A 25,381-nucleotide genomic window follows, 5' to 3' on the forward strand; every position below is an offset into this window, starting at 1 on the left:
CGGGCTGCCACCTCCCCATCGCTCCGCGACAGGGAGGATCGGCCAAGGTCCGCTTCCCACCGCCGACCAGCGACCCAACCTCAGCCGAATGCCGCGATCTTTTCCGTTGGACGCGGTTCACCGCTCCGCCGGATCGCCTGATCGAGCTGGGTCAGGGTGAAGGGCTTGCGCAGCACGTCATGGTCGCCGAACGCGGCGACCTCGCTCGCGTCGCCGGCGAAGCCGGTCACGAACAGCACCGCGAGGTCGGGCCAGCGCTGTTTCAGCTCGGCGACCAGCTCGGGGCCGGTGAGGTCGGGCATCAGCACGTCGGACAGGATCAGGTCGAAGCCGTGCGCCTCGACCAACGCCTCGGCCGCGCGTGGGTCGTTGCACGCGACCGCGCGGTGCCCCAGTTCCTCGACGGCCTCGACCGTCGCGGTGAGCACGCGCGGATCGTCCTCGACGACCAATATATGCAGCGCTTCGCTTGCGGCCTCGGTCGCTGCCACCGGCGATGCTGCGATTTCGGTCGGCATGGCCTCGGGCCGCTTGATCACCGGCAGCAGCATCGCGACGCTGGTGCCTTCGCCCTCGGTCGACTGGATCTGCACCTCGCCGTCGGACTGGCGGCAGAAAGCGAAGACCTGGCTCATGCCGAGGCCGGTGCCCTGTCCCGCGGGCTTGGTGGTGTAGAAGGGGTCGAAGACGCGTTCGAGCACGTCGGGTGACATGCCGCAGCCGGTGTCGATCACCTGCACCGCGAGCGCTGCGGGCTCGTCCTCGCCGTCGCCCAGCGTCCGGATCGTCAGCGCCCCATGGCCCTCCATCGCGTCGCGCGCATTGACCGCGAGGTTGAGCAGGGCGTTTTCGAACTGCTGGCGGTCGAGCCACGCCGCAAGCCCCGGCGCCTGCAGGTCGAGCGTCAGCGCGATGCGGTCGCCGATCGTGCGCCCGATCAGCTCGGCAAAGGCGGCGATGCTGTCGTCGACCACCATCATTTCGGGTCGCGCCGGTTCCGATCGCGCGAAGGCGAGCAGGCGGCGGGTCAGGTCGGCGGCGCGGTTGGCGCCGTCGAGCGCGTTGTGGATGTGCCGCTGCGCCTTGTCGGGCGCATCGGCGAGCCAGCGCTGCGCGAGTTCGAGTCCGCCCACGACGACTGCGAGCATATTGTTGAAGTCGTGCGCGATACCGCCGGTCAGCTGGCCGACCGCCTCCATCTTCTGGGCTTGGCGCAGCTGGTCCTCGGCCACCGCGCGCTCGGCCATCTCGTTGCGCAGTGCGCGGTTCGCCTGTGCCAGTTCGGCGGTGCGGTCGGCGACCGCGGTTTCGAGCTGGGTCGCGCGGTCGGCCTCCTCAAGCTGTTCGCGCCGCGCCAGTCGCCGGTCGCCTTCGGCGCGGATCAGCGAGAAGGTCGCGGCGATGGCGATGATCGCGGCGGCGGCACCGAGCAGCGAAAAGAGCAGGATCGCCTGGTAGAGGCTGTCGCGGTCGGCGGCCGCGACGCGGTTGCGCTCGGCGAGCAGGGTGCGTTCGTTCTGGATCAACTGGGTCAGCAGGCGGTCGATGCGGACCAGTGCGACGTCGTGGCCCGCGGCATTATATTTGGAGATCGCCGCGATCGTCTGCCGGTAATTGGCGCTGAGCGCCGCGTCGCCGAGCTGCGCGCCGCGGCGGTCGAGTTCGGTCGTCAGCTGCCTGACCAACTCCGCCGCCTTGGGACTGTCGCGGACGTTGCGTCGCAGCATGGTCAGATATTGGCGCGCGAGGCCCCATTGCTGCTGATAGACGCGGCCATCCTCTTTTTGTAGCCCAACCGCGAAACGCCCGAGCGCCGCCTCCGACCGCGCGAGCGCGGCGTCGAGGCTGCGCGTTTGCGATATGACTTCGAGGCTGTGCGCCTGCCAGCCGAGCGAGCGGTCGTAATTGTCGTTGGCGCGGGTCACGAGCAGGACGAGCGCGACGACGACCCCGACGAGTATCGCGCCGACGCCGATCGTCAGCCAGAAGCGGAGACGCTCCTGCCGGCTGTCGCTTTCGCTGTCATATTCCCGCTCGAACACCCGGCGCTTGTACCGGACAAGCGCCGCGTGGAAAAGCCGCGAACGGGTCGCCGGGCCTTGGCTCCGTCAATTCGCCCCGAAAATGAGTCGGCTGGTCGGATCACGCGTTGGCGGGGGATGCATGCAGTAATTCGGCAAACGCCTTTTCGGTGGGTATCCTCCGGTCGATTTTAGTAAAGCCATGAACCTCGAACTTGGGTTCACTATTGTGCTGAAGGTTCCAGAGATCGTTGTTTGCAGATTTGCAGGCACCTATTAGCATTACTTCGGCATCAGATATTATCCCATCATTGGTGCCTATGCCTGCCGTGCGTCCCGAGGGCGTAAGCAAGGGGAGGAAGGTGATGCATGGCGTCCCTCTGACAAAACCGCATTTCTGCAGAATTGTGTCGTAAAATCCCTTTTTGTCCTTGTTGCGTATGGACCGTTGAGGAAGCGACTGGTTGCACGTTTGGCCTACATAATATGGGTAATGGCCCCCGCCAGACGTCCTGATCGAAAAGACATAAAGTCCAATCGCGTCCTCCAAATCGATTCCCAGTAGCCGTTCGGCGTCAAGCGTGGCCGCTGACAAAACATCCTCTATCAAATCGAAATCCAAAGCACGCTGGCCCCGTTCTAGTGGCAGAGCGTAGGGGCCAAGCGGGCTAAACTTATAAGTCACTGGCCGATAATGCCGACGCGTTTGCCGGCGCGTTCGAAGCGGCCCAGAATCTCGCCGACTTGTTCGCTGCTATGCTCGGCACATAGCGAACAGCGCAGCAGGGTCATCCCGGCGGGGGTCGCGGGCGGACGCGCGAGATTGACGTAGAGCCCCTCTTCGAGCAGCGCTTCCCACATCATCGCGCCCTGTTCGAGGTCGGGCATGATGACCGCGATAATCGCCGACTGCGGCTCTTCGGTGCCGAGCGTGAAGCCGAGATCGCGCAGACCCTTATGCAGCAGCTTCGAATTTTCCCACAGATGGGCGCGCTTGTTCGACCCGTGCATCAGCTTGCGGATGCTCGTCGCTGCCGTCGCGACGACGCTCGGCGGCAGCGAGGCGGTGAACACATAAGGACGGCAGACGAGCCGCAGGATTTCGAACTTCGGGTGGTTCGAAACGCAGAAGCCGCCGACGGTGCCGACGCTCTTGCTGAACGTGCCGATGACGAAGTCGACGTCGTCGAGCACGCCCTGCGCCTCGGCGACGCCGCGGCCATGTTCGCCGATGAAGCCCATCGAATGCGCCTCGTCGACGAGCACCATCGCGCCGGCCTCCTTCGAGACGCGGATCATTTCCTTCAGCGGCGCGATGTCGCCGAGCATCGAATAGACGCCCTCGAGCACGACAAGCTTGCCTGCCTCGGGAGGCAGGCGCTTCAGGCGCTTTTCAAGCGCTTCGACGTCGTTGTGGCGGAACGCGACGATTTCGGCATTGCCCATCGCGCACCCGTCATAGATCGACGCATGGCTGTCGATGTCGAGGATGACATAGTCGCCCTTGCCCGCGATCGTCGAAATGATGCCGAGATTCGCCTGGTACCCGGTCGAGAACACCATGGCATGATCCATGGCGTAAAATTCCTTGAGCGCCTCTTCGCACTCCTTGTGGCCCTGATAGGTGCCGTTGAGGACGCGGCTGCCGGTGGTGCCGCTGCCGAACTTGTCGAGCGCATCCTTGCCCGCGGCGATGACGTCCTCGTCGAAGGTCATGCCCATATAATTATAGGTGCCGAGCAGGATCGTCTCGCGCCCGTTGCAGATCGCGACGGTCGGCGAGACGACTTTCTCCATCACCAGATTATACGGATCGGTGACGCCGGTCGCGAGCAGATCCTCGCGCTGCTGGATCAGCGGATCGAATTTCGAAAAAAGGTCGGTCATTTTTGGTCTTCCGTGTTCCCCGGCGAAAGCCGGGGTCCAGATGAGTGGCGCGATATCGCATGGGTCCCGGCTTGCGCCGGGGAACATACGGCAGTCAGCCCTGCAGCTTTTCGACCGCGGCGATCAGCTGGCCGACGGTTTCGATCTCGGCCTGCATGTTCATGCTGATGATGATGTCGAAGGTGTCCTCGACCTCGGCGACGAAGTCCATCACCGTCAGGCTGTCCCATTCGAGATCGCCGGCAAAGGTGGTGGCGTCGGTCAGCTCGACGCCTTTCTTGTTGAACGGTGCGATCAGGCCGTGAATCTGGTCGGTGAGGGCGGTGCTCATAGGGGTGCGTCCCGTAAAGAAAGAATGTTGCGCGCGGGCATGCCGCGCTGTCCCCTGCTTGGCAAGCGAATGCGGCGGGATTCGGGCAGCATCTTGCCCGCGCCGGACGGACGTGCCATCGCTGCTGCGGGTCGCACCGCACAGGCATGGCAGGGGCAAGCCGATGGACGACAAGGCCAGCGAGACCAGGAACCCGACCGGGGCGGCAGCGCCGCCGCCCGTGATCAGCTTTCCGCCGAACGCGGTCCATCTGGTGCGCACCAACCAGCAGATCACGCTGACGCTGTCCCAGATGGCCGATCAAAAGGCGTCGATCCTGATGGGGGCGACCTTCGTCGTCTTCACCCTCGCGATCGGCCAGGCGCGCGCCGGGGCGGGGGCGCTCGCCATACCGCTGGCGATCCTCGCGACCTTTTCCTTCCTGTCGGCGCTGCTCGCGATCTCCGCCGTCCTGCCGCGCGTCGGCAGGGCGCCGCCGATCGTCTACAAGGACGGCAAGGACCACAGCAATATCCTGTTCTTCGGGCGCTTTTCGCAGATGGAGGAGGATGAGTTTATCGACGCGGTGAAGACGCGGCTGCGCACCGAGGAAGATATTTACGAAACGATGCTGCGCGACACCTATCAGAACGGCATCGTGCTCGCGCGGCGCAAATATCGCTATCTGGCCTATGCATACCGGCTGTTCGTTGTCGGGCTGACCGCGACCTTCATCGCCTTTGCGGTCGAAATGGCGATGCTGTGGAGCAAATGACGGCGTGATGCATTAGGCGATCAATGACCGACGTCTTCATCAGCTACAAGCGCGAGGAGCGGGCGCGCTGCGTTGCGATCTACAACGCACTTATCGACCTGAAACTATCGGTGTGGTTCGACGCGCATATCGAACCCGGCACCGATTTTGACCGCGAGATCGAGCGCGAGGTGCGCGGCGCCAGCGCGGTGCTTGTGCTCTGGTCCGAACGCGCCGCCGACAGCGACTGGATCCGCGCCGAGGCGCGGACCGGGCGGCAGACGAACCGATTGGTCGCGATCCGGCTCGACGATTGCCTGCCGCCGCTCGAATTCGCGTCGGTGCAGGCGATCGACCTGTTCGACGCGCCCGACTTCCAGTCGGGTGAGGGCTGGCGGCAGATCGTGACGCGGATCGGACGGCTTGCCGGGCGGTCGGGACTTGGTGACTATGTTCGCTGCGAACAGGATGCCGACGCCGATCGCTGGCGCGGCTGGATCGCCGCCAACCCCGATGACCCGCTGGTCGACAAGGCGAAGCAGCGGCTGGCGCTGCTGATCCGGCCCGAGTCCGCCCTATCCCTGGCGCAAGCCACGGCGCCCGCAGCCGATATCGCGCCGCCGGCGACCTCCATCCCGACACCGGCACCAGCCGAATCCGCCGCCGTATCCCCGCTATCATGGATAGGTCGTCACGGCTGGACCGTCGCAATCGTCGTGCTGCTGTTGTTCGGTACGATCGCGCTTTTCGATCGTTTCACGACCAGCGACAAGGCACAGAATGCGGCAATCGACGGCGCGCTGTCCGAACGTCCGTCGCAAGGCGTGCCTGTGCCGAACAATCCCGCCGCCGCCCCGACCGCGACCGGGGTGGCGGGAAAGGACAAACCCGCGCGGTGCCCCGGAACCAATCCCTTTCGCATCGCCGCCTTGCCCGGGCGTACCGATCTGCAACCGCAATGGAAGCAGGCGGCCGACAGCGCCTGGCTCGCATGGCGGAATTGTCCGGGTCTGGTCGTTGTCGAGGGTCATGTGGAAAAGGGCGGTAACAGCCGCGACGCATCGAACATGGCCATTAAAATGGCGGAACAACTCGCGCTGAAGGGGATTCCGGAAGGAACATTGACCTGGACCGGCAAAGGCGCGGAGACACCGCTGCCAGGCCGCGACCCAGGCGATGCGGCGAACCGGCGCGTCGAAATCTATCTGACGGAGCCCTATCACCCCGGCCTGCGCTGATCGCTGAATGTGGCCAATATGCCACCATCGCCGACAATCTTGGGCCCGGCACCAACGCTCGATTGAAACCCCCTGCGGCCGCGCCTATTCGGGCCGGCTGTGTTGCAGACCGCCACCCCCCTGACCGCGGATGTTCCGTCGGGTCTTCGCACCGAATTTCGGGCGACGCTGGCGCTCGCCTGGCCGCTGGCGGCCGCGAACCTGTTGCAGATGCTCGTCCATGCGATCGACGTGATCTTCGTGGCGCGGCTCGGCGATGCGGCGCTGGCCGCCTCGTCGCTCGGCGTTTCGATCTTCGGTCTGCTGTTGTGGACCGGCTCGGGGCTGGTCGGGGCGTCGGCGCCGCTGATCGCCGCCGAACTCGGCCGCCGCAAACATGCGGTGCGCGAGGTGCGGCGCACGGTGCGCATGGCGCTGTGGCTCAGCGCGCTCGTTGCCACGGTCTTCATGGGTATCTGTGCCGCGGGCGGGCCGATCATGATCGCGACAGGGCAGGGCGCCGACATGTCGACGCGCGCCGCCGGGTTCCTGCTCATCTTGATGTGGGGCATGTTCCCGATGATCGCGGCGAGCGTGCTTCGGATCTTCGTGTCGGCGCTCGGCCGGCCGACGATCGCGACCGCGATCACCTTTGGTGCGCTCGGGGTCAACGCGCTCGGCAACTGGATGCTGGTGTTCGGCAATCTCGGCATGCCCGCGCTCGGCCTTCATGGCTCGGCGATCTCCAGTGTGATCACCAGCACGCTGATGCTGCTCGCTTATGTCGTCATCATCCAGTCCGACCGGCGGCTGCGGCGCTATCACCTGTTCGGCAATTGGTGGCGCAGCGAATGGACGCGCTTTTTCGAAATGTTGCGCATCGGCGCGCCGATCGCACTGACCATTTTGGCGGAGGCGGGGCTGTTCACCGGCGCCGCTTTCCTGATGGGCCGCATCGGCGAGGCGCAGCTTGCCGGCCACACGATCGCGCTGCAGGTCGCGGCGCTGGCTTTCCAGATCCCCTTCGGCGTCGCGCAGGCGGCGACGATCCGTGTCGGCCTGGCTTATGGCGCGGGCGACCATCGCGGCATTTCCTATGCCGGGACCGCTGCGATGATACTCGGCATCGGCTTCATGGGCGTCACCGCGCTGACGATGTGGCTGTTCCCGTCGCTCGTCCTCTCGATCTATGTCGACGTCGACGCCGCGAAGAACGCCGCGCTCGTCGGCTTCGCGATGCAGTTCCTGGTGGTCGCCGCCGCCTTCCAGCTGTTCGACGGTGCGCAGGCGGTCGCGGCGGGAGCGCTGCGCGGGCTGCAGGACACGCGCACCCCGATGATCATCGCGATCTGCGGTTACTGGATCGGCGGTTATGGCACCGCGATCTACCTCGGCTTCTGGACGCCATGGGCCGGAGTCGGGGTGTGGATCGGGTTGGCGGTCGGGCTGGTGCTCGTTGCCGGGCTGCTGCTGCTGCGGTGGCGGATGCGCGCCCGGCTCGGCCTGTTACCGGCCTGACGCAAAAACTTCGCAAGAATCTTGTGGGAGTCGCCTTGACGCCTATCTGACTCCCACCCATATGCCCGCCTGTTAGCACTCCCCCGTGGCGAGTGCTAAAGGACTATAGTTCGTATCATTTGGAGGGAGTCCCATGGCTCAATTTCGTCCGCTGCACGACCGCGTGCTTGTCCGCCGTATCGAAGCCGAAGAAAAGACGGCCGGCGGCATCATCATCCCCGACACCGCCAAGGAAAAGCCGCAGGAAGGCGAAGTCGTCTCGGTCGGCACCGGCACCCGCGCCGATGATGGCAAGGTGACCCCGCTCGACGTCAAGGCGGGCGACCGCATCCTGTTCGGCAAATGGTCGGGCACCGAAGTCAAGGTCGACGGCGAAGAGCTGCTGATCATGAAGGAATCGGACATTCTGGGCGTCATCGCCTGAACCGTCCCCGCGTCCCTTGCGGATGCGATTTCAGTGTAAAGTTGCGCGGTTTTCTGTGCATTTCAAAGGAACAAGCCCATGGCTGCTAAAGACGTCAAATTCTCGCGCGACGCGCGCGAACGCATCCTGCGCGGTGTCGACACCCTCGCCGACGCGGTGAAGGTCACCCTCGGTCCCAAGGGCCGCAACGTCGTGATCGACAAGAGCTTCGGCGCGCCCCGCATCACCAAGGACGGCGTCACCGTCGCCAAGGAAATCGAACTCAAGGACAAGTTCGAAAACATGGGCGCCCAGATGCTGCGCGAAGTCGCATCGAAGGCGAACGACAAGGCCGGCGACGGCACCACCACCGCGACCGTTCTCGCCCAGGCGATCGTGCGCGAAGGCATGAAGTCGGTTGCCGCCGGCATGAACCCGATGGACCTGAAGCGCGGCATCGACCTCGCGGTCACCAAGGTTGTCGAAACGATCAAGGCACAGTCGAAGCCCGTTTCGGGCACCGCTGAAATCGCCCAGGTCGGCATCATCTCGGCCAATGGCGACACCGAAGTCGGCGAGAAGATCGCCGAAGCGATGGAAAAGGTCGGCAAGGAAGGCGTGATCACCGTCGAGGAAGCCAAGGGCCTCGATTTCGAACTCGACGTCGTCGAAGGCATGCAGTTCGACCGCGGTTACCTGTCGCCCTACTTCATCACCAACCCGGAAAAGATGCTCGTCGAGCTGGCCGATCCGTACATCCTGATCTTCGAAAAGAAGCTTTCGAACCTGCAGGCGATGCTGCCGATCCTCGAAGCCGTGGTTCAGTCGGGTCGCCCGCTGCTGATCATCGCCGAAGACATCGAAGGCGAAGCGCTCGCGACGCTGGTGGTCAACCGCCTGCGCGGCGGCCTGAAGGTCGCGGCCGTCAAGGCACCGGGCTTCGGCGATCGCCGCAAGGCGATGCTGCAGGACATCGCGATCCTCACCGCCGGTGAAATGATCAGCGAAGACCTGGGCATCAAGCTCGAAACCGTCACGCTCGCCATGCTCGGCCAGGCCAAGCGCGTCACCATCGACAAGGACAACACCACCATCGTCGACGGTGCCGGTGAAGCCGCGACGATCAAGGGCCGCGTCGAACAGATTCGCGCGCAGATCGAAACGACGACCAGCGACTACGACAAGGAAAAGCTGCAGGAACGTCTGGCGAAGCTCGCCGGCGGTGTTGCGGTGATCAAGGTCGGCGGCGCTTCGGAAGTCGAAGTGAAGGAACGCAAGGATCGCGTCGACGACGCGCTGCATGCGACCCGCGCTGCGGTCGAAGAAGGCATCGTCCCCGGCGGCGGTACGGCGCTGCTGTACGCGACCAAGGCCCTCGAAGGCCTGTCGGGCATCAACGAAGACCAGACCCGCGGCATCGACATCATCCGTCGCGCGTTGCAGGCTCCGGTTCGCCAGATCGCCGAAAACGCGGGCTTCGACGGCGGTGTCGTCGCGGGCAAGCTGTTCGACCAGAAGGACACGAGCTTCGGCTTCAACGCCTCGACCGACGTCTATGAAGACCTGGTCAAGGCCGGTGTCATCGACCCGACCAAGGTCGTCCGCATCGCGCTTCAGGATGCCGCCTCGGTTGCCGGTCTGCTGATCACCACCGAAGCCGGCATCGCCGAAACGCCCGACGACAAGCCCGCCATGCCCATGGGCGGCGGCGGCATGGGCGGCATGGGCGGCATGGACTTCTAAAGTCCTTGTTGCACCCATCGCTCGGCGCAAGCTGACAGGAAGGGCCGGGGAGGAAACTCTCCGGCCCTTTCCTTTTGTCCCTCGCGCTTGCGGGACAAGCGAGGGAAGGGCATGGAGGCGGCATGACTCCCGCCACGCCCATCGACCGCCTCCGCGCCGCGCTGCTGGCCGATGAGGCGGCGCAGCTCCGGCTTGCTCCGCTTGCCGATACGGCGACCTTTCTCGACGCGATCACGGCTTATGCTGCCGAGCTCGGCCTGCCGATCACACGCGATGCCTTTGCCGCCGGCCTTGCCCGCGCCGCGACGCCGCAGATGGAGCAGGAACTGCCCGCGCTGCGGCTGGCCGAGGCGCCGCCGCGCCACTGGTTGCCGGTCGAACTCAAACCCTATCAGGGTGCGATCGTCATCGAATGGCTGCATTTCGCCGGCCTGCCGCTGACCGATCCCTTTTTCGAGGAAACATGGCGCAAGGTCCGGCTGCTGCCGTTCAACCGGCTGATGCGCACCGCGACGCCGCTGTCGGTGATCGAGCCTTTCGTCGAGGCGCCGCCGCCTGACGGGCTCGTCTTCCATATGTCGCGCTGCGGTTCGACGCTCGTCGGCCAGATGCTCGGCGCGGCGCCCGACCATATCGTCGTCGCCGAACCGCCGGTCCTCGACACGGTGATCCAGCTTGTCGGATTGGGGCAGGTGTCGCCCGCCGCGATCCGCGCGATGGCCGGCGCGCTGACCCGCGACCGCGGCGGCGATGCCCGGCATCGCTTCATCAAGCTGGACGCCTGGCACTCTCTCGTGCTGCCGCTGCTCCGCGGCATATGGCCCGACACGCCCTGGACCTTTCTCTACCGCGATCCCGTCGAGGTGCTGGTATCGCAGCAGCGCCGTCCCGGCATGCATTGCCGGCCCGGCGTGCTGCCGCTCGAGGCCTATGGTGTCGATCCGGCGGAAGGCGCGGCGGCGGAGGATTATCCCGCGTGGATTCTTGGGCGCATCTGCTCGGCCGCGGCGGATGCGGTCGACGGCGATTGCCTGCTGCTCAACTATGACCAGCTTCCCGCCGCATTGATCGACGCGCTCCTGCCGCATTTCGGGGTCGCCCCCGATGCGGCCTCGATCGACAAGATCGTCGCGGCGGGCGGGCGCTATTCGAAGGCGCCAGGTCAGGCCTTCACCGGCGATTCCGAGGCCAAGCAGCGCGAGGCATCGCCCGCGCTGCGCGCCGCCGCAGCGCCGCTGCTCGCGACCTATGCGCGGCTCGAGGAACAGCGGCTCGCGGCCAAGACGCCGTCGGAGCCGGTGGCATGATCGCGTCGCGCGTGCTCCTGATCGCTGCGGCGGCGCTCGCGCTGCCCGCCGTCGCCACCCCGCCCGCGCCGGCCCCCGCGCCCGCCGTGGCCGAGCCGGCACTGCCGACGGTGCCGCGCTGCGGCTATCGCATCGTCGAGACCTATCCGCACGACAAGGACAGCTTCACCCAGGGGCTCTTCTGGCACGATGGCTATCTTTACGAAGGTACCGGCCAATATGGCCGCTCGCGCCTCGCGCGGCTCGACCTTGCGACGGCCAAGGCGCTCGCCGAAACGAAGCTGCCCGTCGACGAGTTCGGTGAGGGCATCACGCGCTGGCGCGACCAGATCATCGGCGTCACCTGGCAGGGCGGCGTTGGCCATCGCTGGCGGCTCCAGGACCTGAAGCCGATCGGCGATTTCCGCTACAAGGGCGAGGGCTGGGGGGTCACGATGGTCGGCGACGATCTCGTTCTCAGCGATGGCACGCCCGACCTGCGCTTTTTCGATCCCGCGACAATGACCGAAAAGGGCAAGGTTACGGTGCGCTTCGCCGGCCGGCCGCTGGCGATGCTCAACGAGCTCGAAACGATCAAGGGCGAAATCTGGGCCAATGTCTGGATGACCGACGCGATCGTGCGCATCGACCCCGCAACGGGAACCGTCAAATCATATGTCGACCTGACGGGATTGAGCGCGACCGCAGGCGTTGGCGATCCCGACGCGGTGCTCAACGGCATCGCGTGGGACGCGAACAAGAAGCGCTTGTTCGTCACCGGAAAATATTGGTCGAAGCTGTTCGAGATCGCGCTGACCGACTGCCGCTAGGGGGGCGTCAGCGCCGCCTCCATCCGCGCCGCCGCCGCGTCATAGACCCGCGTCTTCAGGTCGGCGGTAATCGCGGCGGGCGTCCGGTCGGGATGGCCGCCGGCGAAGGGCGGCGCGGGGTCATATTCGATCGCAAGCTGGATCGCTTGTGCGACCGCCTCGCCCTTGAGCCGCGCAATCAGGGTGAGCGCGAAATCGAGGCCCGAGGTCACGCCGCCGCAGGTGACGATATTGCCATGTTCGACGACGCGTGTCTTCACCGGTTCGGCGCCGACGCGCGGCAAAAGATGGGTGTAGCCCCAATGCGTCGTCGCGCGCTTGCCCGCGAGCAATCCGGCGCGGCCGAGCAGGAAGGCACCGGTGCACACGCTCGTCACCCATGCGGCGCCCGCCGCCTGCCGCGCGATGAAAGCGATCGTTGCCTGATCGCCCAAAGCGTCGACCACGCCGTGGCCGCCGGGAACGCAGAGAATGTCGGCTTGCGGCGCCGAGGCGAAATCATGCGTCGGCAGGATTGAAAAGCCACTGTCGGTGACGATCGGATCGAGGTTCGCCGCCGCACCGACGAGTGTGGCCCCGGGCATGCGGCTCAAGGCCTGAGCGGGCGCGGTGAAATCGAGTTGGGTGATGCCGGGGAACAGCAGGAAGACGATGGTGGTCGGCCGGATATCGGTCATGGGCGTGTCCTTGCGCTGGCGATGGATCACCCAGGCGCGCGGCTCGCAGGACCAATCGGTCCGTCCCGCTTCCCGATGGGACTCCATCTTCAGCGCCAGTCGCGGGACGCCTCCATTCTAGCGCCGCGCCGGCGCGGACGGAAGGCGGTTATTTCTTCGCCTGATCCCGATCGGCGGCGGTCGCGTCGGGGGGAGCCGTGCCATCGCGGCTTTCGAGCATCTCGGCGGCATCGTCGAGCGCCTTGGCTTCGCCGACGGTCACGCCGCCCGGGCCGGGTTCATTGTCGGTGCCGCCGCACCCGGTCATCAGCATCAGCGCCGCGGCAACGGGGGCCAGCGTGGCGGTCCTGCGGTTCGGCATCGTCTCTCTCCCGCAAAAAAGGGCTCCATCCGCTTTGGAATGGAGCCCCTTTTTTATGCACGCGTCAGCGCGCCAACGACTTACTTCTTGTCGTTGGCTTCGGCCTTGGCGGTTTCGTCCTTGATCTTGTCGCCAGCGGCGGCAGCGGCGTCGCCGGCGGCGTTCACGGTGCCTTCGACGGCGTTGCCGGCCTTGTCGGCGGCAGCGGCGGTCGCGTCGGCGGCATCGGCTGCACCGGCGGCAACGGCATCGCCGGCAGCGGCGGCGTCATCGGCGACGGCGGCGCCGGCTTCCGAGGTTTCTTCCTTCGCCTTTTCCGAGCAGGCGGTCAGGCTGAAAGCCGCAGCGGCGATCGACGCGATGATGAGTTTACGCATGGTAATTCCTTTCGAATGCCAAGGTGACCGGCATCCGGTCCCTGACGGCAAGGACTAACCCCCCGCCGCGCGCTTGGCAACCGTAGAGCAGCGGTGCGGGGCGCTGGACCTTGTTCCAAAACGGAAAAGGGCCGCCGGCTTGCACCGGCGACCCCTTATTCCTTCAGCCGAAAGGCTGGCGGAACGCTTACTTCTTGGCAGCGTCGACAGCAGCCTTGGCAGCGTCGGTCGCTTCGGTAGCGGCCTTGGCAGCTTCGCCGGCCTTGTCGGCAGCTTCACCAGCCTTGTCGGCGGCGCCGGTCGCGGCGTCGGCAGCTTCGCCAGCGGCAGCGGCGGTCGCGTCGGCGGCACCGGCAGCGGCGTCCATCGCACCGTCGGCAGCACCTTCGGTGGTGGCTTCGGTCGTCGCTTCGGGGGTTGCGGCTTCGTCAGCCTTCTTTTCGCCGCAAGCGGCGAGGCCCAGCGAGGCGGCGAGGACGAGCGACAGAGTGATCGACTTTTTCATATGGGAATACCCCTCTCGATTGAACTGATCGGTAGCATTCCGGAGACGGTCCATTCCGAACCCGGCGAGTTGCCAACCGCCCTTACCGCTACAATTTCGCAGAATCCGGTGCAACGGGCTTTTTGCGTGGTCTGGCGCAAATGAGACGAGGCGGTCGTTCATCTTTGGGAAAGGCGCCGGAAATGCGGCGCCGCGCTCGGTTGACTGGATATAAAGAAATCTTTATATGTGCGTATGTGACCGAGCTTATCGACATTTTCCGTGCCTTGGCCGACCCGACCCGCCTGCGAGTCGTCGCCTTGCTGCGCGAGATGGAACTGGCGATCGGCGAGCTTGCGGTCGTCCTTGAGCAAAGCCAGCCGCGTGTGTCGCGCCACGTCCGTATCCTTGCCGACGCCGGGATCATCGAGCGCCGCCGCGAGGGGAGCTGGGTGTTCCTGCGCATCGCAGAGGGTGGGCCGGTCGGCGAAATCCTGGCGCGCGCCGAACTCTGGCCCTTCTCGCCGCGCGAGGCGCTGATCATCGGCTATGACGCGCAGCGGCTTGCTGCGGTGCGCACCGAACGCGCCGCGGTTGCCGAACGCTATTTTGCCGATCATGCCGCCGAATGGGACGCGATCCGTTCGCGCCATATTCCCGAAAGCGAAGTCGAGGCGGCGATGCTCGCGCTGGTGGCGGGCCGCCGGCTCGGCCATCTGCTCGATATCGGCACCGGGACGGGCCGGATGGCGGAGATTTTTGCGCCGAGCGTGCGCCGTATCACCGCGCTCGACCGCAGCCCCGAAATGCTGCGCATCGCACGCGCCAAGCTCGCCGATCAGCCGGTGCCGATCGACTTGGTGCAGGGCGATTTCCTGAACCTGCCGCTCGACGACGCGACGATCGACAGCATCGTGATCCATCAGGCGCTGCACTTCGCGCACGAACCCGACCGCGTGATCGCCGAGGCCAGCCGGGTGCTGCGGGGCGGCGGGCATCTGTTGATCGTCGATTTCGCGCCGCACGAGGATGAGGAAATGCGCAACGTCGCCGCGCACGCGCGCCTCGGCTTTTCGGACGCGCAGATGCGCGGCTGGTTCGCCTCGGCGGGCATGGTGCTCGAAAATTCGCAAACGCTCGAAGGCGGCGATCTGGCGGTCAAGCTCTGGCTCGGCCGCCGCCGCTCGGACGAAGATCAATCCCCCGTTCGCGAGGACGGGCAGCGCAAAAGGCTTGCGGCATGACGACCAATCTCAACTCGCTGGCGGAGGCGCATCGCGCCGCCGCGTCGCCCCTGTTTGCCGGACTCGCCGGCGACATCGGCATCAGCTTCGAATTTTTCCCGCCCAAGACCGAGAAGATGGGCGAGACTTTGTGGGACTCGATCCGCACGCTCGAACCGCTCGGTCCGCGCTTTGTGTCGGTGACCTATGGTGCCGGCGGCTCGACGCGCGAGCGCACCCATGCGACCGTCGCGCGCATCGTTCAGGAAACGGGCATCCCCGCCGCCGCGCACCTGACCTGCGTCGATGCCAGCCGCGACGAGATCGCCGAGGTCGCGCAGGCCTATTGGGATGCCGGCATCCGCCACATCGTCGCGCTGCGCGGCGACCCGCCGGTGAAGGGCGAGAGCTTCCGCGCCCACCCCGATGGTTATGGCTGCGCCGCCGATCTGGTATCGGGCCTGCTTGAGATTGCGCCGTTCGAAATCTCGGTCGCCGCCAATCCCGAGATGCACCCCGAGGCGCTGAGTCCGCAGGCCGATCTCGACAATCTCAAGCGCAAGCTCGACGCCGGGGCGACCCGCGCGATGACGCAATTCTTCTTCGAACCCGACACTTTCTTCCGCTTCCGCGATGCTGCGGCGGCGGCGGGGATCACCGCGCCGATCCTGCCCGGCATCATGCCGGTCAGCAATTTCGCCGCGATCCAGCGCATGTCGGCGATGTGCGGCACCGACGTGCCGCGCTGGCTGGCTTCGTTGTTCGAGGGACTCGACGACCTCCCCGCGGCGCGCCAGCTCGTCGCCGCGACGACCGCCGCCGAACTGTGCCGCCGGCTTTATGCGGGCGGGGTTCGCGATTTCCATTTCTACACGCTCAATCGCGCCGAACTCAGCTATGCGATCTGCCATATGCTGGGGGTTCGTCCGGCGGCGCCCGCGACGGAGAAAGCCGCATGACGACCACCGCCCGCGAAGCCCTGATCGCTGCCGCCAAGGAACGCATCCTGCTCACCGATGGTGCGTTCGGGACCGAGATTCAGAATTGGAAGCTGGCCGAGGCGGATTATGCCGGGTCGCTCGGGCTGAGCCACGACCAGAAGGGCAACAACGACATCCTCGCGATCACCAGGCCCGAGGTGCCGGAGACGATCACGCGCGCCTATCTCGACGCCGGATCGGACATTGTCTCGACCAACACCTTCTCGGCCAATATGATCAGCCAGGCGGATTACGGGGCCGAGCATCTTGTCCGCGCGATCAACGTCGAGAGTGCGAAGATCGCGCGGCGGCTCGCCGACGAATATGCCGCGAGGGACGGGCGCCCGCGCTTTGTCGCCGGAGCGATCGGGCCGACCAACAAGACCTTGTCGCTGTCGCCTGACGTCAACGATCCCGGTTTTCGCGAGATCGACTTCGACCATCTCAAGACCGTCTATCTTGAGCAAACGATCGCTCTGGCCGAGGGCGGCGCCGACTTCATCCTGATCGAGACGATCTTCGACACGCTCAACGCCAAGGCGGGCATCGCCGCGGTGATCGAGGCCGAGGCGCAGGTCGGACGCGAGCTGCCGCTGATGATCTCGATGACGCTCACCGACCTCTCGGGGCGCAACCTGTCGGGGCATACGGTCGAGGCCTTCTGGTACGCGGTGCGCCACGCCAAGCCGTTGACGATCGGGCTCAACTGCTCGTTCGGCGCGGCGCAGCTGCGGCCGCATGTGAAGGTGTTGTCGGAAATCGCCGACGCGCTGGTGATGGTCTATCCGAACGCCGGCCTGCCCAACGAACTCGGCGAATATGACGAGATGCCCGACACCACCGCGGGCCTTGTCGGCGAATGGGCCGAGCACGGCCAGGTCAATATTCTCGGCGGCTGCTGCGGTTCGACCCCGGCGCATATCGCGGCGATGGCAAAGGCGGTGACCGGCCTCACACCGCGCGCATTGCCACAGGTGCCGGTGCGCACGCGCCTCGCCGGCCTCGAACCCTTCACGATGGCGGCATAGTCCCCCTCCCGCTTGCGGGAGGGGGTTAGGGGAGGGCCTGTCTCACCCCGCACCGACCGACGATGATTGAACAAGCCCTCCCCCGACCCCTCCCGCAAGCGGGAGGGGAGAAGATGGATCAGATGACCGAAACCGCTTCCTCCTCCGCCACCAATTTCGTCAATATCGGCGAGCGCACCAACGTCACCGGCTCGGCGGCGTTCAAGAAGCTGATCCTCGCGGACGACTATACCGCGGCGGTCGAGGTCGCGCGGCAGCAGGTCGAAAATGGCGCGCAGATCATCGACGTCAACATGGACGAAGGGCTGCTCGACGCCGAATATGCGATGACGACCTTCCTCAAGCTCATCGCCGCCGAACCCGATATCGCGCGGGTCCCGGTGATGATCGACAGCTCGAAATGGAGCGTGATCGAGGCGGGGCTGAAATGCGTCCCCGGCAAGCCGATCGTCAATTCGATCAGCATGAAGGAGGGCGAAGAACCCTTCCTGGAACATGCGCGCAAATGCATGGCCTATGGCGCCGCGGTCGTCGTCATGGCGTTCGACGAGGTCGGGCAGGCCGACACGATGGAGCGCAAGATCGAAATCTGCGAGCGCGCCTACAAGCTGCTGATGACAATCGGTTTCCCGCCCGAGGATATCATCTTCGATCCCAATGTCTTCGCGGTTGCGACGGGATTGGAAGAACATGACAATTATGCCGTCGATTTCATCGAGGCGGTCAAGGTGATCCGCGTCCGTTGCCCGCACGTCCATTTTTCGGGCGGGCTTTCCAACCTGTCGTTCGGCTTCCGCGGCAACGAGACCGTGCGCCGCGCGATGCACAGCGTCTTTCTTTATTATGCGATCCCCGCCGGGCTCGACATGGCGATCGTCAACGCGGGGCAGCTCGACGTCTATGACACGATCGACCCCGAACTGCGCCAGGCGTGCGAGGATGTTGTGCTCAACCGCAAGGTTGAAGGAGAGGTGGAATCGCCGACCGAGCGGCTGATCGCGCTCGCCGAACGTTACAAGGGCAGCAATCCGGCGCAGGAAAAGGCGGCCGAGGAATGGCGCGGCTGGCCGGTCGCCAAGCGGCTCGAACATGCGCTGGTCAAGGGCATCGACGCCCATGTCGTCGACGATACCGAGGAAATGCGCCTGCTGCTGCCGCGGCCGATCGAGGTGATCGAGGGGCCGCTGATGGACGGCATGAACGTCGTCGGCGACCTGTTCGGATCGGGCAAGATGTTCCTGCCGCAGGTGGTGAAATCGGCGCGCGTGATGAAGAAGGCGGTCGCGCACCTGCTGCCCTTCATCGAGGCCTCGAAGGAACCGGGCGCGAAGGGCAAGGGCAAGGTCGTGATGGCGACCGTCAAGGGCGACGTCCACGACATCGGCAAGAATATCGTCGGCGTCGTGCTCCAGTGCAACGGCTTCGAGATCGTCGATCTCGGCGTTATGGTACCCTGGTCGAAGATCCTCGAGGCGGCGAACGAGAATGACGCCGACATCATCGGCCTGTCGGGGCTGATCACCCCCTCGCTCGACGAAATGGTGACGGTGGCCGAGGAGATGCAGCGCGCCGGCATGACGATGCCGCTGCTGATCGGCGGCGCGACGACGTCGAAGGTCCACACCGCGCTGCGCATCGACGTCGCGTACAAGGGGCCGGTGCTCCATGTGCTCGACGCGAGCCGCGCGGTCGGCGTTGCGACCGCGCTGGTCAGCGACACCGGGCGCGACGCTTATGTGCAGGGCTTCAAGGACGACTATGCCCATGTTCGCGACGTGCGCGCGGGCAAGGGACAGAGCGTGCTGCATACGCTCGAAGAGGCGCGCGCCAATTATTACGACGCCTATCTCAGCGACAAACCGCCGCCGCCGCTCCAGCCCGGGCTGCACCGCTTCGACGACTGGTCGCTCGAGGATCTGCGCGATTGCATCGACTGGACGCCCTTCTTCCGGGCGTGGGAATTGCACGGCACCTGGCCGTCGATCATGAACGACGAGATCGTCGGCGAAACCGCGCGGGCGCTCAAGGCCGACGCCGATGCGATGCTCGACCAGTTGATCGCGGAGAAATGGCTGACCGCACGCGGCGTCTGCGCCTTCTGGCCCTGCGCGCGCGACGGCGACAGCGTCACTATCCACCTCGCCGAAGAAGAGCGCCATGTGACGCTCCCCTTCCTGCGCCAGCAGATCAAGAAGAGCCGCGACCGCGCCAATATGTGCCTTGCCGACTTCATCGACCCGGCGGGCGACTGGATGGGCGGTTTCGCGGTCGGCATCCACGGCATCGAGCCGCATTCGGAGCGCTTTCGCGCCGACAAGGACGATTATTCGGACATCTTGCTGAAGGCGCTCGCCGACCGCTTCGCCGAGGCCTTTGCCGAGCGGCTGCACCAGCATGTTCGCACGACCTTGTGGGGTTATGCGCCCGGTGAGCAACTGACCAACGAGGCGCTGATCAAGGAGGAATATCGCGGCATCCGTCCGGCGCCCGGCTATCCGGCGTGCCCCGACCACAGCCTGAAACCGATCCTGTTCGACCTGTTGCAGGCGGGTGACACGGCCGGGCTGGTGCTCACCGAAAGCTATGCGATGCTGCCCACCGCTGCGGTCAGCGGTTTCTATTTCGGCCATCCCGAGAGCCAGTATTTCGGGGTGGCGCGGATCGGCAGCGATCAGCTTGCGGACTATGCAGAGCGGCGCGGGGTCGATATCGAGACCGCGACGCGCTGGCTGCGCCCCAACCTCGACTGACGAAGGCTGTCCATGTCCGAAGTGCTTGAAATCGCCTGTCTCGAGGAATTTTGGGCGTCGCACAGCGGCAAGGGACCGCCGCTTGACGAGATGGTGGGCAAGCTGCTGCTCGACACGCTGGGCCTCGGCAACCAGCAGGTGTTCGAACAGCTTTATCAGGTGAAACCCGACTATGCGGGTTTCCAGGCGTGGATCCTCGAAACCGCCGGTCCGCCCGACCCGCGCCTCGTCGATCGCTATCACGCCTGGCTCTATGAAATGCCGCCGGGCGGGGACGCGCAAGCGCAACTCGATGCGATCGCTGCGATGCCCGACGTGCTCGACGCCGCCGCGCTCGCCCATTGGGACGCGCATGGCTATGTGATCCTGTCCGACGCGATCGGTGCGGACGAGATTGCGGCGGTCAAGGCGCTGCTCTGGGGAGTGATCGACGCGTCGCCCGACGATGTCGAAAGCTGGTTCACGGCGAAGACCAACGGCATCATGGTGCCGCATTTCCAGCATCCCGCGCTTGAGGCCGCGCGGCGCAGCCCGCGCGTCCATAAGGCCTTCGCCCAATTATGGGGCAGCGAAAATCTGTGGGTGACGATCGACCGCATGGGTTTCAACCCGCCCGAGCGCGCCGACCGGCCGTTCGCGGGATCGGACGTGCATTGGGATGCCAGCCTGGTCCAGCCGATCCCGTTCGGAACGCAGGCGGTCCTCTATCTCAGCGACACTGCCGAGGATCAGGGCGCATTCCGCTGCGTGCCCGGTTTTCACAAGCGCATCGATGGCTGGCTGGCGGGCCTCGACGGCGCCAACCCGCGCGAGGCCGACCTCTCGGCTGACGTGAAGCATATCGCGGGCAAGGCGGGCGACCTGATCATCTGGCGCCAGGACCTGCCCCATGCGGCAAGCCCGAACCGCTCGGACAAGCCGCGGCTGGCGCAATATCTGACCTATTATTCGCCCAATATGACGATCCGACCCTGGCGGTGAAGAGGGTGATTTTGGGCGGTTGCGGACATTGGCTGACCGCTAACGACCGGTGATGGACATTCTGAGCGCCATTACCTTCTTCAGAAGATATCGGGTTTGTTCTATTTGCTAGCCTACAGCCTGCTGCTTGGGGACTCGCCACGATTCGAAACTCGCGGCGCTCAGTCCTCCACCTGTGGACATGAGATCTTGTCCAATGGGCCTACCACCCCCCTTGCACTTGAACGCGTATACCTCTCGATCGATGACGACCCCCGTAAATGAGTACACACCTTTTATTTCCACCTGAACACTGTTGCCGCGGACCCTTTCCAAAACCTCTTTGGGAAGGTCGATATACGCCGCCAGCTCGACTGGAATGGGCTTACGCGGCTCAAATGTGCCGGGTAAGCGGTGCGAACGAAGTTCGGCACAATGAATTGGGGTATTATCCAGCTCTATCGACAGGTCGCCACTAAGTTGAAATTCCATTGCCACCGTTGCGCCGACATTTTCAATATTTAGGTTAAATGCGAGGCGATATTGGGGGAGATAGTCATACGACCAGTTAATGTACTCGTTCGTGATAACCAAATATGGACGCGCTTGTGCGACGGCGATATCATTCTGCCGCGCCATTACGCGGGTGGCCTTGGTCGTTTCCTCGACAGCTTTGACCGTCTGGTCCAACGTTCCTTTGATGTAGTAAAGACCGACGATAGTAGCGAGCAATTGCGCCCCGGCAATGGCTCCCGCGATCATAACCCAATCCGCAGCTTTCCATTGCGCGGCAAGATCGCTTTCGTTGCGTTCGCTCTCGCGTTCGGTTTCTATAATCGTTGCGATGCATTCACGGGCCGCTTGACCAGTTTTAGCGCCGCATTCTCGTTCAATCTGTTCTGGTGTATCGCTCGCGTAATGTGCGGCCTCTACTTTTGCCTTTCTGTCGTTGAATCCTGAACCGTACCCGGCATCATAAAACATTGCCCAGTAAAGAGTGACGCCGAGAAAGGCTATCAGGACGGTCAGGACGAAGCGGAAGTCCAGTTTATGATTCTCGTTTGGGAACATGATACTTCGCTCCAACCTCCCAAAGGGTCGTACTTTGCAGAGATTATCTCGCTTGCTTCTCTGAGGTGCTCCGCGCTCTTTTCGCAATTTTGGTTTCTGCGTCGGCTAAGGCGGCCTCATCCAATTTTCCCCAACCGGCGGGATAGTAGCCCATTTGCATGTCGGCGGGTGTGATGTGATCTCCCATACCATTCGCAGCCACAACGGCATTCACCAGATCGTGATAGGCCCTGACTGTGGCCTCTGGATCGTTGGCCAGCGAAGTATTGAAAAAAACGCGATGCGCGCTCCGAACGGCGGGCACGTCAAAAAAAGCGACATCAACCGTGTTTATTGCTGAGACCGTGTCAGGGTGAATTATCTGCGAACGGCCCTTTACGAGCATCATCATCACGTGCCTTCGGATTCGCTCTCTTTCTTCGGCGCTTTCACTATCCCGGCGATACCTGTCTGCAAATTCAGCCGCCCATCGAGGCGCCTTCGCAGCGATGTATACTGCTAGTGCCGCCGCAAGCATGGTAACGACCGCTGCGCTCGCCTGGATCCAATCCGTGATAGTCGGCTGCATGTTTTCCCCCTGCATATAAGGATGCCGCTTAGCCGCGAGAAAGTCGAATCCCATATCCGGCGCGAAGCTCTTGGCGCAACAGACTGGAGGGAATTGGACTACAGCCAGAGCGCAATCGACATCGCCATTAGCTGGTTCGAAACCGGGTCGCTTTTCGATTCGGTGGTAATCGTTCCACGTAGTGGCAGTAAATATCGCCAAGGAGACACCGAAGTGATTGAGATGCTTCGGCACCATGGCGTCGCTGAATCAGGCTAAGGACGGACCCCCAGACGTCCAAAACCAGAAGCGGTTAGGTCCGCTTCCCACCCCAAACCTGCCCTTAACCCGTGTTACGTCAACCGTCCGCTTTCGGGACGGCGCCGATATTAACCAGCCTTGCAAACGACTGCCCCGTCCCCGTCGCCTATAGGTGCGCGATGATCCGCATTCGTCCCAGCCTCGTCACCGCGCTGCTCATCGCCGCTGCGGTTATTGCCGCCCCCGCGCCCGCGCAAACCGGTGGCGGTGCCCCCTACAGCATCGACGGCCGGGGCTTCTCGCGCCTGCAGGATGCGGTCGACGCGATCGGCGAGGGACAGGGGACGATTACCATCGCGCCGGGCTATCATCGCGACTGCGCGATCCAGACCGCAGGGCGCATCGCCTTCGTCGCCGCCGAACCGGGCCGTGCGATCTTCGACGGTGTGACCTGCGAGGGCAAGGCGGCGCTGGTACTGCGCGGCGCGGGCGCGAAGGTCGACGGGATCGTGTTCCAGAACATGCGCGTGCCCGACGGCAATGGCGCGGGCATCCGGCTGGAGAAAAGCGACCTCGAAATCGCCAACAGCCTGTTCCGCAACAGCGAGGAAGGCATCCTTACCGCTGACGATCCCGAGGCGACGCTGACCATCGACCGGTCGACCTTTTCTCGCCTCGGCCGCTGCGACCGCGGGCTGAGCTGCGCGCACAGCGTCTACACCGGCATTTACGGCCGTGTCGTCGTCACCCGCACGCGTTTCGAAAAGGGCAGCGGCGGCCATTATTTCAAGTCGCGCGGCATCCAGGTCGATGTGCGCGACAACAGCTTCGACGACACGCAGGGCACAGCGACCAACTATATGATCGACCTGCCGTCGGGATCGGTCGGCCGGATCGCGAACAACATGCTGATCCAGGGCCGCGACAAGGAAAATTATTCGGCGCTGATCGCGATTGCCGCCGAGGAGCGTAAGAACCCGTCGCGCGGGCTGGTGATCGAAGGCAATCGTGCGACCCTGCCCGCGGGCATGGACCGCAAATCGGTGTTCGTCGCCGACTGGAGCGGCGAGGCGCTGGCGATCGGGCAGAATGAGCTGGGTGCGGGGCTGACGCGGTTCGAGAAGCGCTGAACGAAGCTCTCAACCCGTTTGTGTCGAGCGAAGTCGAGACACGCCGATATCGTGCGCGCCTTCACCTGTCTCGACTTCGCTCGACACAAACGGAATAGGGGTGGGCGTCAGGCCTCGCCGCGCGTTTCGATCAGCGATGCCGCCAGCGCTTCCGCCGGGCTTTTGCCGCCCCACAGCACGAACTGGAATACCGGGTAAAAGCGCTCGCATTCGTCGATCGCGCTTTCGATCAGCGTCTCGGTCAGGTCGAGCGGCAGCGAGGCCTCGCTGCCGAGCAACAGGCCGTGGCGGAACAGGATCGTGCCGCTGTTCGACCACAGTTCGAAATGGCCGAGCCAGAGTTGTTCGTTGATCAGCGCCAGCGCTTCGTGCGCGACGGCCCGCTTGTCCTCGACGACGCGGATGTCGGGAAAGGCGAGCAGCTGGATGACGCCGTCGTCGGCGCGCCAAACGGCGCGCAGTTCATAGGTCGTCCAGCTGCCCTGCGCGGTCGCGACGATCTCGTCCTCGCCGACCATTTCGTGCGGCCAGTCGTGCGCGGCGAAATAGGACGCCAGCATTTCCATCGGCGCCGCGTCATGGCCGTCGTCTTCGTCGTAGATATCGTCACTCATGCGCGCGCCTTTAGCGACAAACGCGCAAGGTGGCGAGTCGCTGCGTCAGGCCTTGGGCTTGCGCGCCGCGGCGGGCTTGGCCGCCGGTTTGCCCGGGGGCGTCCTGACGGTATCGGCCTTGCTCACGCCTTCCAGCTTGTCGAGCCGTGCCTTCAGCGCCTCGGCCTCGGCGCGCGCGGTGGCGGCCATCTGTTTCACCGCCTCGAATTCCTCGCGGCTGACGAAATCCATGCGGCCGATCCATTCCTTGGCGCGCTCGCGCATCGCGGATTCGGCCTCGCGGCCGGCGCCGGCGACGGTTCCGGCAACGCCATTCACCATCTTGGCCAGATCGTCGAAAAAGCGGTTTTCGCTCTGCATGTCTTACTTCCTTCGTCGGGGGAGAGACCCCTTGCCGGACTATATCTGGGTGCTTGCCGCGTGCGGAACAAGGGCTTCGGCGTCGGGATTGCGCTGATCGATCTGGAAATTGAGGATCGCGGCAAAGCTCAGCCAGATCATATAGGGGACGAGCAGCCACGCCGCCGCCTTGCGGATCGGGGCGAAGGCGAAGGCGGTGGCGATCGTCATCAGCAGGATGAAGACGATCAGGTAAAAGGCCTTGGTCACCTCGTGCGCGCCGAAGAACAGCGGCGACCAGGCGAAATTGGCGATCAGTTGAACGAAGAAAAGCAGCAGCGCGAGCCCGCGCCCCCTGGCGCCGCGCGCGTGGAGCACCATCGCGAGCGAGAGGCCGAGGCAGATGTAGAGCGCGGGCCACACCGTGGCGAACACCCAGCCCGGCGGTGTGATCGCGGGGAGGTCGAGCGCGGCGAACCAGCGATTGGCATAGCCGCTGTTGGACAGCAGGCCCGACAGGCTGCCGAGCAGGACGACTGCCGGAACCGTCACCAGCGCCCAGCGCAGATAGGACATGCGTAGCTGACCCGGCGTGGCGATTTCCGTCATC

General features: G+C 64.6%; 26 protein-coding genes and 1 riboswitch. Of the genes, 13 read left to right on the forward strand and 13 right to left on the reverse strand.

Translation table 11 applies throughout. The features are described from left to right. Window positions 1-80 precede the first annotated feature (80 nt). The 4 genes from AC07U1_RS10435 to AC07U1_RS10450 all read right to left on the reverse strand — a co-directional run bounded on the left by AC07U1_RS10435 (window position 81) and on the right by AC07U1_RS10450 (window position 4,239). A complete protein-coding gene (locus tag AC07U1_RS10435) occupies window positions 81-2,042 on the reverse strand; it encodes a response regulator (protein ID WP_495176573.1) in 1,962 nt (653 codons plus the stop codon). Window positions 2,043-2,142: 100 nt separating this feature from the next. Continuing rightward, window positions 2,143-2,643: a hypothetical protein gene (locus AC07U1_RS10440; RefSeq protein WP_495176572.1), complete on the reverse strand. Its 501-nt coding sequence runs from the start codon at window positions 2,641-2,643 to the stop codon at window positions 2,143-2,145. 59 nt (window positions 2,644-2,702) lie between these two features. After that, complete coding sequence (gene spt, locus AC07U1_RS10445; RefSeq protein WP_495176571.1) at window positions 2,703-3,908, reverse strand: serine palmitoyltransferase; 1,206 nt, start codon at window positions 3,906-3,908, stop codon at window positions 2,703-2,705. 94 nt (window positions 3,909-4,002) lie between these two features. After that, window positions 4,003-4,239, reverse strand: a complete 237-nt coding sequence (locus tag AC07U1_RS10450; protein WP_495176570.1) for an acyl carrier protein — start codon at window positions 4,237-4,239, stop codon at window positions 4,003-4,005. A gap of 163 nt (window positions 4,240-4,402) precedes the next feature. On the opposite strand from AC07U1_RS10450, the gene AC07U1_RS10455 reads away from it, so the two are divergent. From AC07U1_RS10455 to AC07U1_RS10485, 7 genes are all read left to right on the forward strand, one after another. Further along, window positions 4,403-4,993, forward strand: a complete 591-nt coding sequence (locus AC07U1_RS10455) for a Pycsar system effector family protein (protein WP_495176569.1) — start codon at window positions 4,403-4,405, stop codon at window positions 4,991-4,993. A gap of 23 nt (window positions 4,994-5,016) precedes the next feature. Next, window positions 5,017-6,210: a TIR domain-containing protein gene (locus AC07U1_RS10460; protein ID WP_495176568.1), complete on the forward strand. Its 1,194-nt coding sequence runs from the start codon at window positions 5,017-5,019 to the stop codon at window positions 6,208-6,210. Window positions 6,211-6,309: 99 nt separating this feature from the next. Further along, window positions 6,310-7,707, forward strand: a complete 1,398-nt coding sequence (locus AC07U1_RS10465; protein WP_200938002.1) for an MATE family efflux transporter — start codon at window positions 6,310-6,312, stop codon at window positions 7,705-7,707. A 133-nt stretch (window positions 7,708-7,840) separates the two neighbouring features. Then, window positions 7,841-8,131 (forward strand): co-chaperone GroES, encoded by a 291-nt coding sequence (groES, locus tag AC07U1_RS10470; RefSeq protein ID WP_056346358.1) that lies wholly within the window; start codon window positions 7,841-7,843, stop codon window positions 8,129-8,131. A gap of 78 nt (window positions 8,132-8,209) precedes the next feature. Then, entirely contained in the window at window positions 8,210-9,853 is a 1,644-nt protein-coding gene (gene groL / locus AC07U1_RS10475) for a chaperonin GroEL (protein WP_056346359.1), read from the forward strand. 122 nt (window positions 9,854-9,975) lie between these two features. Further along, window positions 9,976-11,160 (forward strand): sulfotransferase family protein, encoded by a 1,185-nt coding sequence (locus AC07U1_RS10480; RefSeq protein WP_495176567.1) that lies wholly within the window; start codon window positions 9,976-9,978, stop codon window positions 11,158-11,160. Continuing rightward, window positions 11,157-11,969, forward strand: coding sequence for a glutaminyl-peptide cyclotransferase (locus tag AC07U1_RS10485; protein ID WP_495176566.1), 813 nt, complete (start codon window positions 11,157-11,159; stop codon window positions 11,967-11,969). Before AC07U1_RS10480 ends, AC07U1_RS10485 begins: the two co-directional genes overlap by 4 nt. On the opposite strand, the gene AC07U1_RS10490 is transcribed toward AC07U1_RS10485, so the two are convergent. From AC07U1_RS10490 to AC07U1_RS10505, 4 genes are all read right to left on the reverse strand, one after another. Beyond that, window positions 11,966-12,646: a DJ-1/PfpI family protein gene (locus AC07U1_RS10490; RefSeq protein WP_495176565.1), complete on the reverse strand. Its 681-nt coding sequence runs from the start codon at window positions 12,644-12,646 to the stop codon at window positions 11,966-11,968. The two genes, AC07U1_RS10485 and AC07U1_RS10490, sit on opposite strands and share 4 nt — an antisense overlap. 21 nt (window positions 12,647-12,667) lie before the next feature. After that, window positions 12,668-12,759: riboswitch (ZMP/ZTP riboswitch) on the reverse strand. 35 nt (window positions 12,760-12,794) lie between these two features. Next, entirely contained in the window at window positions 12,795-13,007 is a 213-nt protein-coding gene (locus AC07U1_RS10495; protein ID WP_495176564.1) for a hypothetical protein, read from the reverse strand. Between the two features lie 80 nt (window positions 13,008-13,087). Continuing rightward, window positions 13,088-13,384, reverse strand: coding sequence for a hypothetical protein (locus AC07U1_RS10500; RefSeq protein ID WP_056346368.1), 297 nt, complete (start codon window positions 13,382-13,384; stop codon window positions 13,088-13,090). 187 nt (window positions 13,385-13,571) lie between these two features. Further along, window positions 13,572-13,889: a hypothetical protein gene (locus AC07U1_RS10505; RefSeq protein WP_056346370.1), complete on the reverse strand. Its 318-nt coding sequence runs from the start codon at window positions 13,887-13,889 to the stop codon at window positions 13,572-13,574. 236 nt (window positions 13,890-14,125) lie between these two features. Between AC07U1_RS10505 and AC07U1_RS10510 the strand changes: the two genes are divergently transcribed. From AC07U1_RS10510 to AC07U1_RS10530, 5 genes are all read left to right on the forward strand, one after another. Continuing rightward, window positions 14,126-15,112: an ArsR/SmtB family transcription factor gene (locus AC07U1_RS10510; RefSeq protein ID WP_056347243.1), complete on the forward strand. Its 987-nt coding sequence runs from the start codon at window positions 14,126-14,128 to the stop codon at window positions 15,110-15,112. Continuing rightward, a complete protein-coding gene (metF, locus tag AC07U1_RS10515; RefSeq protein WP_495176563.1) occupies window positions 15,109-16,050 on the forward strand; it encodes a methylenetetrahydrofolate reductase [NAD(P)H] in 942 nt (313 codons plus the stop codon). The genes AC07U1_RS10510 and metF overlap by 4 nt, the downstream gene beginning before the upstream one ends. Further along, on the forward strand, window positions 16,047-17,099 hold the full coding sequence (locus AC07U1_RS10520; protein WP_495176562.1) for a homocysteine S-methyltransferase family protein: 1,053 nt from the start codon (window positions 16,047-16,049) through the stop codon (window positions 17,097-17,099). The genes metF and AC07U1_RS10520 overlap by 4 nt, the downstream gene beginning before the upstream one ends. 122 nt (window positions 17,100-17,221) lie before the next feature. Continuing rightward, window positions 17,222-19,849, forward strand: a complete 2,628-nt coding sequence (gene metH / locus AC07U1_RS10525) for a methionine synthase (RefSeq protein WP_495177463.1) — start codon at window positions 17,222-17,224, stop codon at window positions 19,847-19,849. Window positions 19,850-19,861: 12 nt separating this feature from the next. Next, entirely contained in the window at window positions 19,862-20,830 is a 969-nt protein-coding gene (locus tag AC07U1_RS10530) for a phytanoyl-CoA dioxygenase family protein (RefSeq protein WP_495176561.1), read from the forward strand. A 108-nt stretch (window positions 20,831-20,938) separates the two neighbouring features. On the opposite strand, the gene AC07U1_RS10535 is transcribed toward AC07U1_RS10530, so the two are convergent. Next, window positions 20,939-21,880 carry a hypothetical protein gene (locus tag AC07U1_RS10535; protein WP_495176560.1) on the reverse strand — a complete coding sequence of 314 codons (942 nt, stop codon included), beginning with the start codon at window positions 21,878-21,880 and terminating at the stop codon, window positions 20,939-20,941. Window positions 21,881-21,923: 43 nt separating this feature from the next. Continuing rightward, entirely contained in the window at window positions 21,924-22,685 is a 762-nt protein-coding gene (locus tag AC07U1_RS10540; protein WP_495176559.1) for a DUF6680 family protein, read from the reverse strand. Between the two features lie 182 nt (window positions 22,686-22,867). Between AC07U1_RS10540 and AC07U1_RS10545 the strand changes: the two genes are divergently transcribed. Then, window positions 22,868-23,818: a right-handed parallel beta-helix repeat-containing protein gene (locus AC07U1_RS10545; protein WP_187140877.1), complete on the forward strand. Its 951-nt coding sequence runs from the start codon at window positions 22,868-22,870 to the stop codon at window positions 23,816-23,818. A 107-nt stretch (window positions 23,819-23,925) separates the two neighbouring features. Here AC07U1_RS10545 and AC07U1_RS10550 read toward each other — a convergent pair whose 3' ends face one another. From AC07U1_RS10550 to AC07U1_RS10560, 3 genes are read right to left on the reverse strand one after another with little or no spacing between them, the layout of a single operon-like run. Next, window positions 23,926-24,432: a type III secretion system chaperone family protein gene (locus AC07U1_RS10550; RefSeq protein ID WP_056346382.1), complete on the reverse strand. Its 507-nt coding sequence runs from the start codon at window positions 24,430-24,432 to the stop codon at window positions 23,926-23,928. A gap of 45 nt (window positions 24,433-24,477) precedes the next feature. Further along, on the reverse strand, window positions 24,478-24,792 hold the full coding sequence (locus tag AC07U1_RS10555; RefSeq protein ID WP_187140876.1) for an accessory factor UbiK family protein: 315 nt from the start codon (window positions 24,790-24,792) through the stop codon (window positions 24,478-24,480). Between the two features lie 39 nt (window positions 24,793-24,831). Further along, window positions 24,832-25,380, reverse strand: a complete 549-nt coding sequence (locus tag AC07U1_RS10560; RefSeq protein ID WP_495176558.1) for a TspO/MBR family protein — start codon at window positions 25,378-25,380, stop codon at window positions 24,832-24,834. Between the last annotated feature and the right edge of the window lies 1 nt (window position 25,381).

The sequence above is a fragment of the Sphingopyxis sp. GW821-FHT02C12 genome (assembly GCF_059421785.1).

Coding starts and splice junctions, on each gene's coding strand:
- AC07U1_RS10500 (WP_056346368.1), bottom strand. CDS start 13,384: ATGCGTAAACTCATCATCGCGTCGATCGCCGCTGCGGCTTTCAGCCTG.
- AC07U1_RS10530 (WP_495176561.1), top strand. CDS start 19,862: ATGTCCGAAGTGCTTGAAATCGCCTGTCTCGAGGAATTTTGGGCGTCG.
- metF (WP_495176563.1), top strand. CDS start 15,109: ATGACGACCAATCTCAACTCGCTGGCGGAGGCGCATCGCGCCGCCGCG.
- AC07U1_RS10505 (WP_056346370.1), bottom strand. CDS start 13,889: ATGAAAAAGTCGATCACTCTGTCGCTCGTCCTCGCCGCCTCGCTGGGC.
- AC07U1_RS10540 (WP_495176559.1), bottom strand. CDS start 22,685: ATGGTGCCGAAGCATCTCAATCACTTCGGTGTCTCCTTGGCGATATTT.
- metH (WP_495177463.1), top strand. CDS start 17,222: ATGACCGAAACCGCTTCCTCCTCCGCCACCAATTTCGTCAATATCGGC.
- AC07U1_RS10545 (WP_187140877.1), top strand. CDS start 22,868: ATGATCCGCATTCGTCCCAGCCTCGTCACCGCGCTGCTCATCGCCGCT.
- groL (WP_056346359.1), top strand. CDS start 8,210: ATGGCTGCTAAAGACGTCAAATTCTCGCGCGACGCGCGCGAACGCATC.
- AC07U1_RS10485 (WP_495176566.1), top strand. CDS start 11,157: ATGATCGCGTCGCGCGTGCTCCTGATCGCTGCGGCGGCGCTCGCGCTG.
- AC07U1_RS10550 (WP_056346382.1), bottom strand. CDS start 24,432: ATGAGTGACGATATCTACGACGAAGACGACGGCCATGACGCGGCGCCG.
- AC07U1_RS10495 (WP_495176564.1), bottom strand. CDS start 13,007: ATGCCGAACCGCAGGACCGCCACGCTGGCCCCCGTTGCCGCGGCGCTG.
- AC07U1_RS10460 (WP_495176568.1), top strand. CDS start 5,017: ATGACCGACGTCTTCATCAGCTACAAGCGCGAGGAGCGGGCGCGCTGC.
- spt (WP_495176571.1), bottom strand. CDS start 3,908: ATGACCGACCTTTTTTCGAAATTCGATCCGCTGATCCAGCAGCGCGAG.
- AC07U1_RS10535 (WP_495176560.1), bottom strand. CDS start 21,880: ATGTTCCCAAACGAGAATCATAAACTGGACTTCCGCTTCGTCCTGACC.
- AC07U1_RS10555 (WP_187140876.1), bottom strand. CDS start 24,792: ATGCAGAGCGAAAACCGCTTTTTCGACGATCTGGCCAAGATGGTGAAT.
- AC07U1_RS10520 (WP_495176562.1), top strand. CDS start 16,047: ATGACGACCACCGCCCGCGAAGCCCTGATCGCTGCCGCCAAGGAACGC.
- AC07U1_RS10560 (WP_495176558.1), bottom strand. CDS start 25,380: ATGACGGAAATCGCCACGCCGGGTCAGCTACGCATGTCCTATCTGCGC.
- AC07U1_RS10455 (WP_495176569.1), top strand. CDS start 4,403: ATGGACGACAAGGCCAGCGAGACCAGGAACCCGACCGGGGCGGCAGCG.
- AC07U1_RS10490 (WP_495176565.1), bottom strand. CDS start 12,646: ATGACCGATATCCGGCCGACCACCATCGTCTTCCTGCTGTTCCCCGGC.
- groES (WP_056346358.1), top strand. CDS start 7,841: ATGGCTCAATTTCGTCCGCTGCACGACCGCGTGCTTGTCCGCCGTATC.
- AC07U1_RS10450 (WP_495176570.1), bottom strand. CDS start 4,239: ATGAGCACCGCCCTCACCGACCAGATTCACGGCCTGATCGCACCGTTC.
- AC07U1_RS10480 (WP_495176567.1), top strand. CDS start 9,976: ATGACTCCCGCCACGCCCATCGACCGCCTCCGCGCCGCGCTGCTGGCC.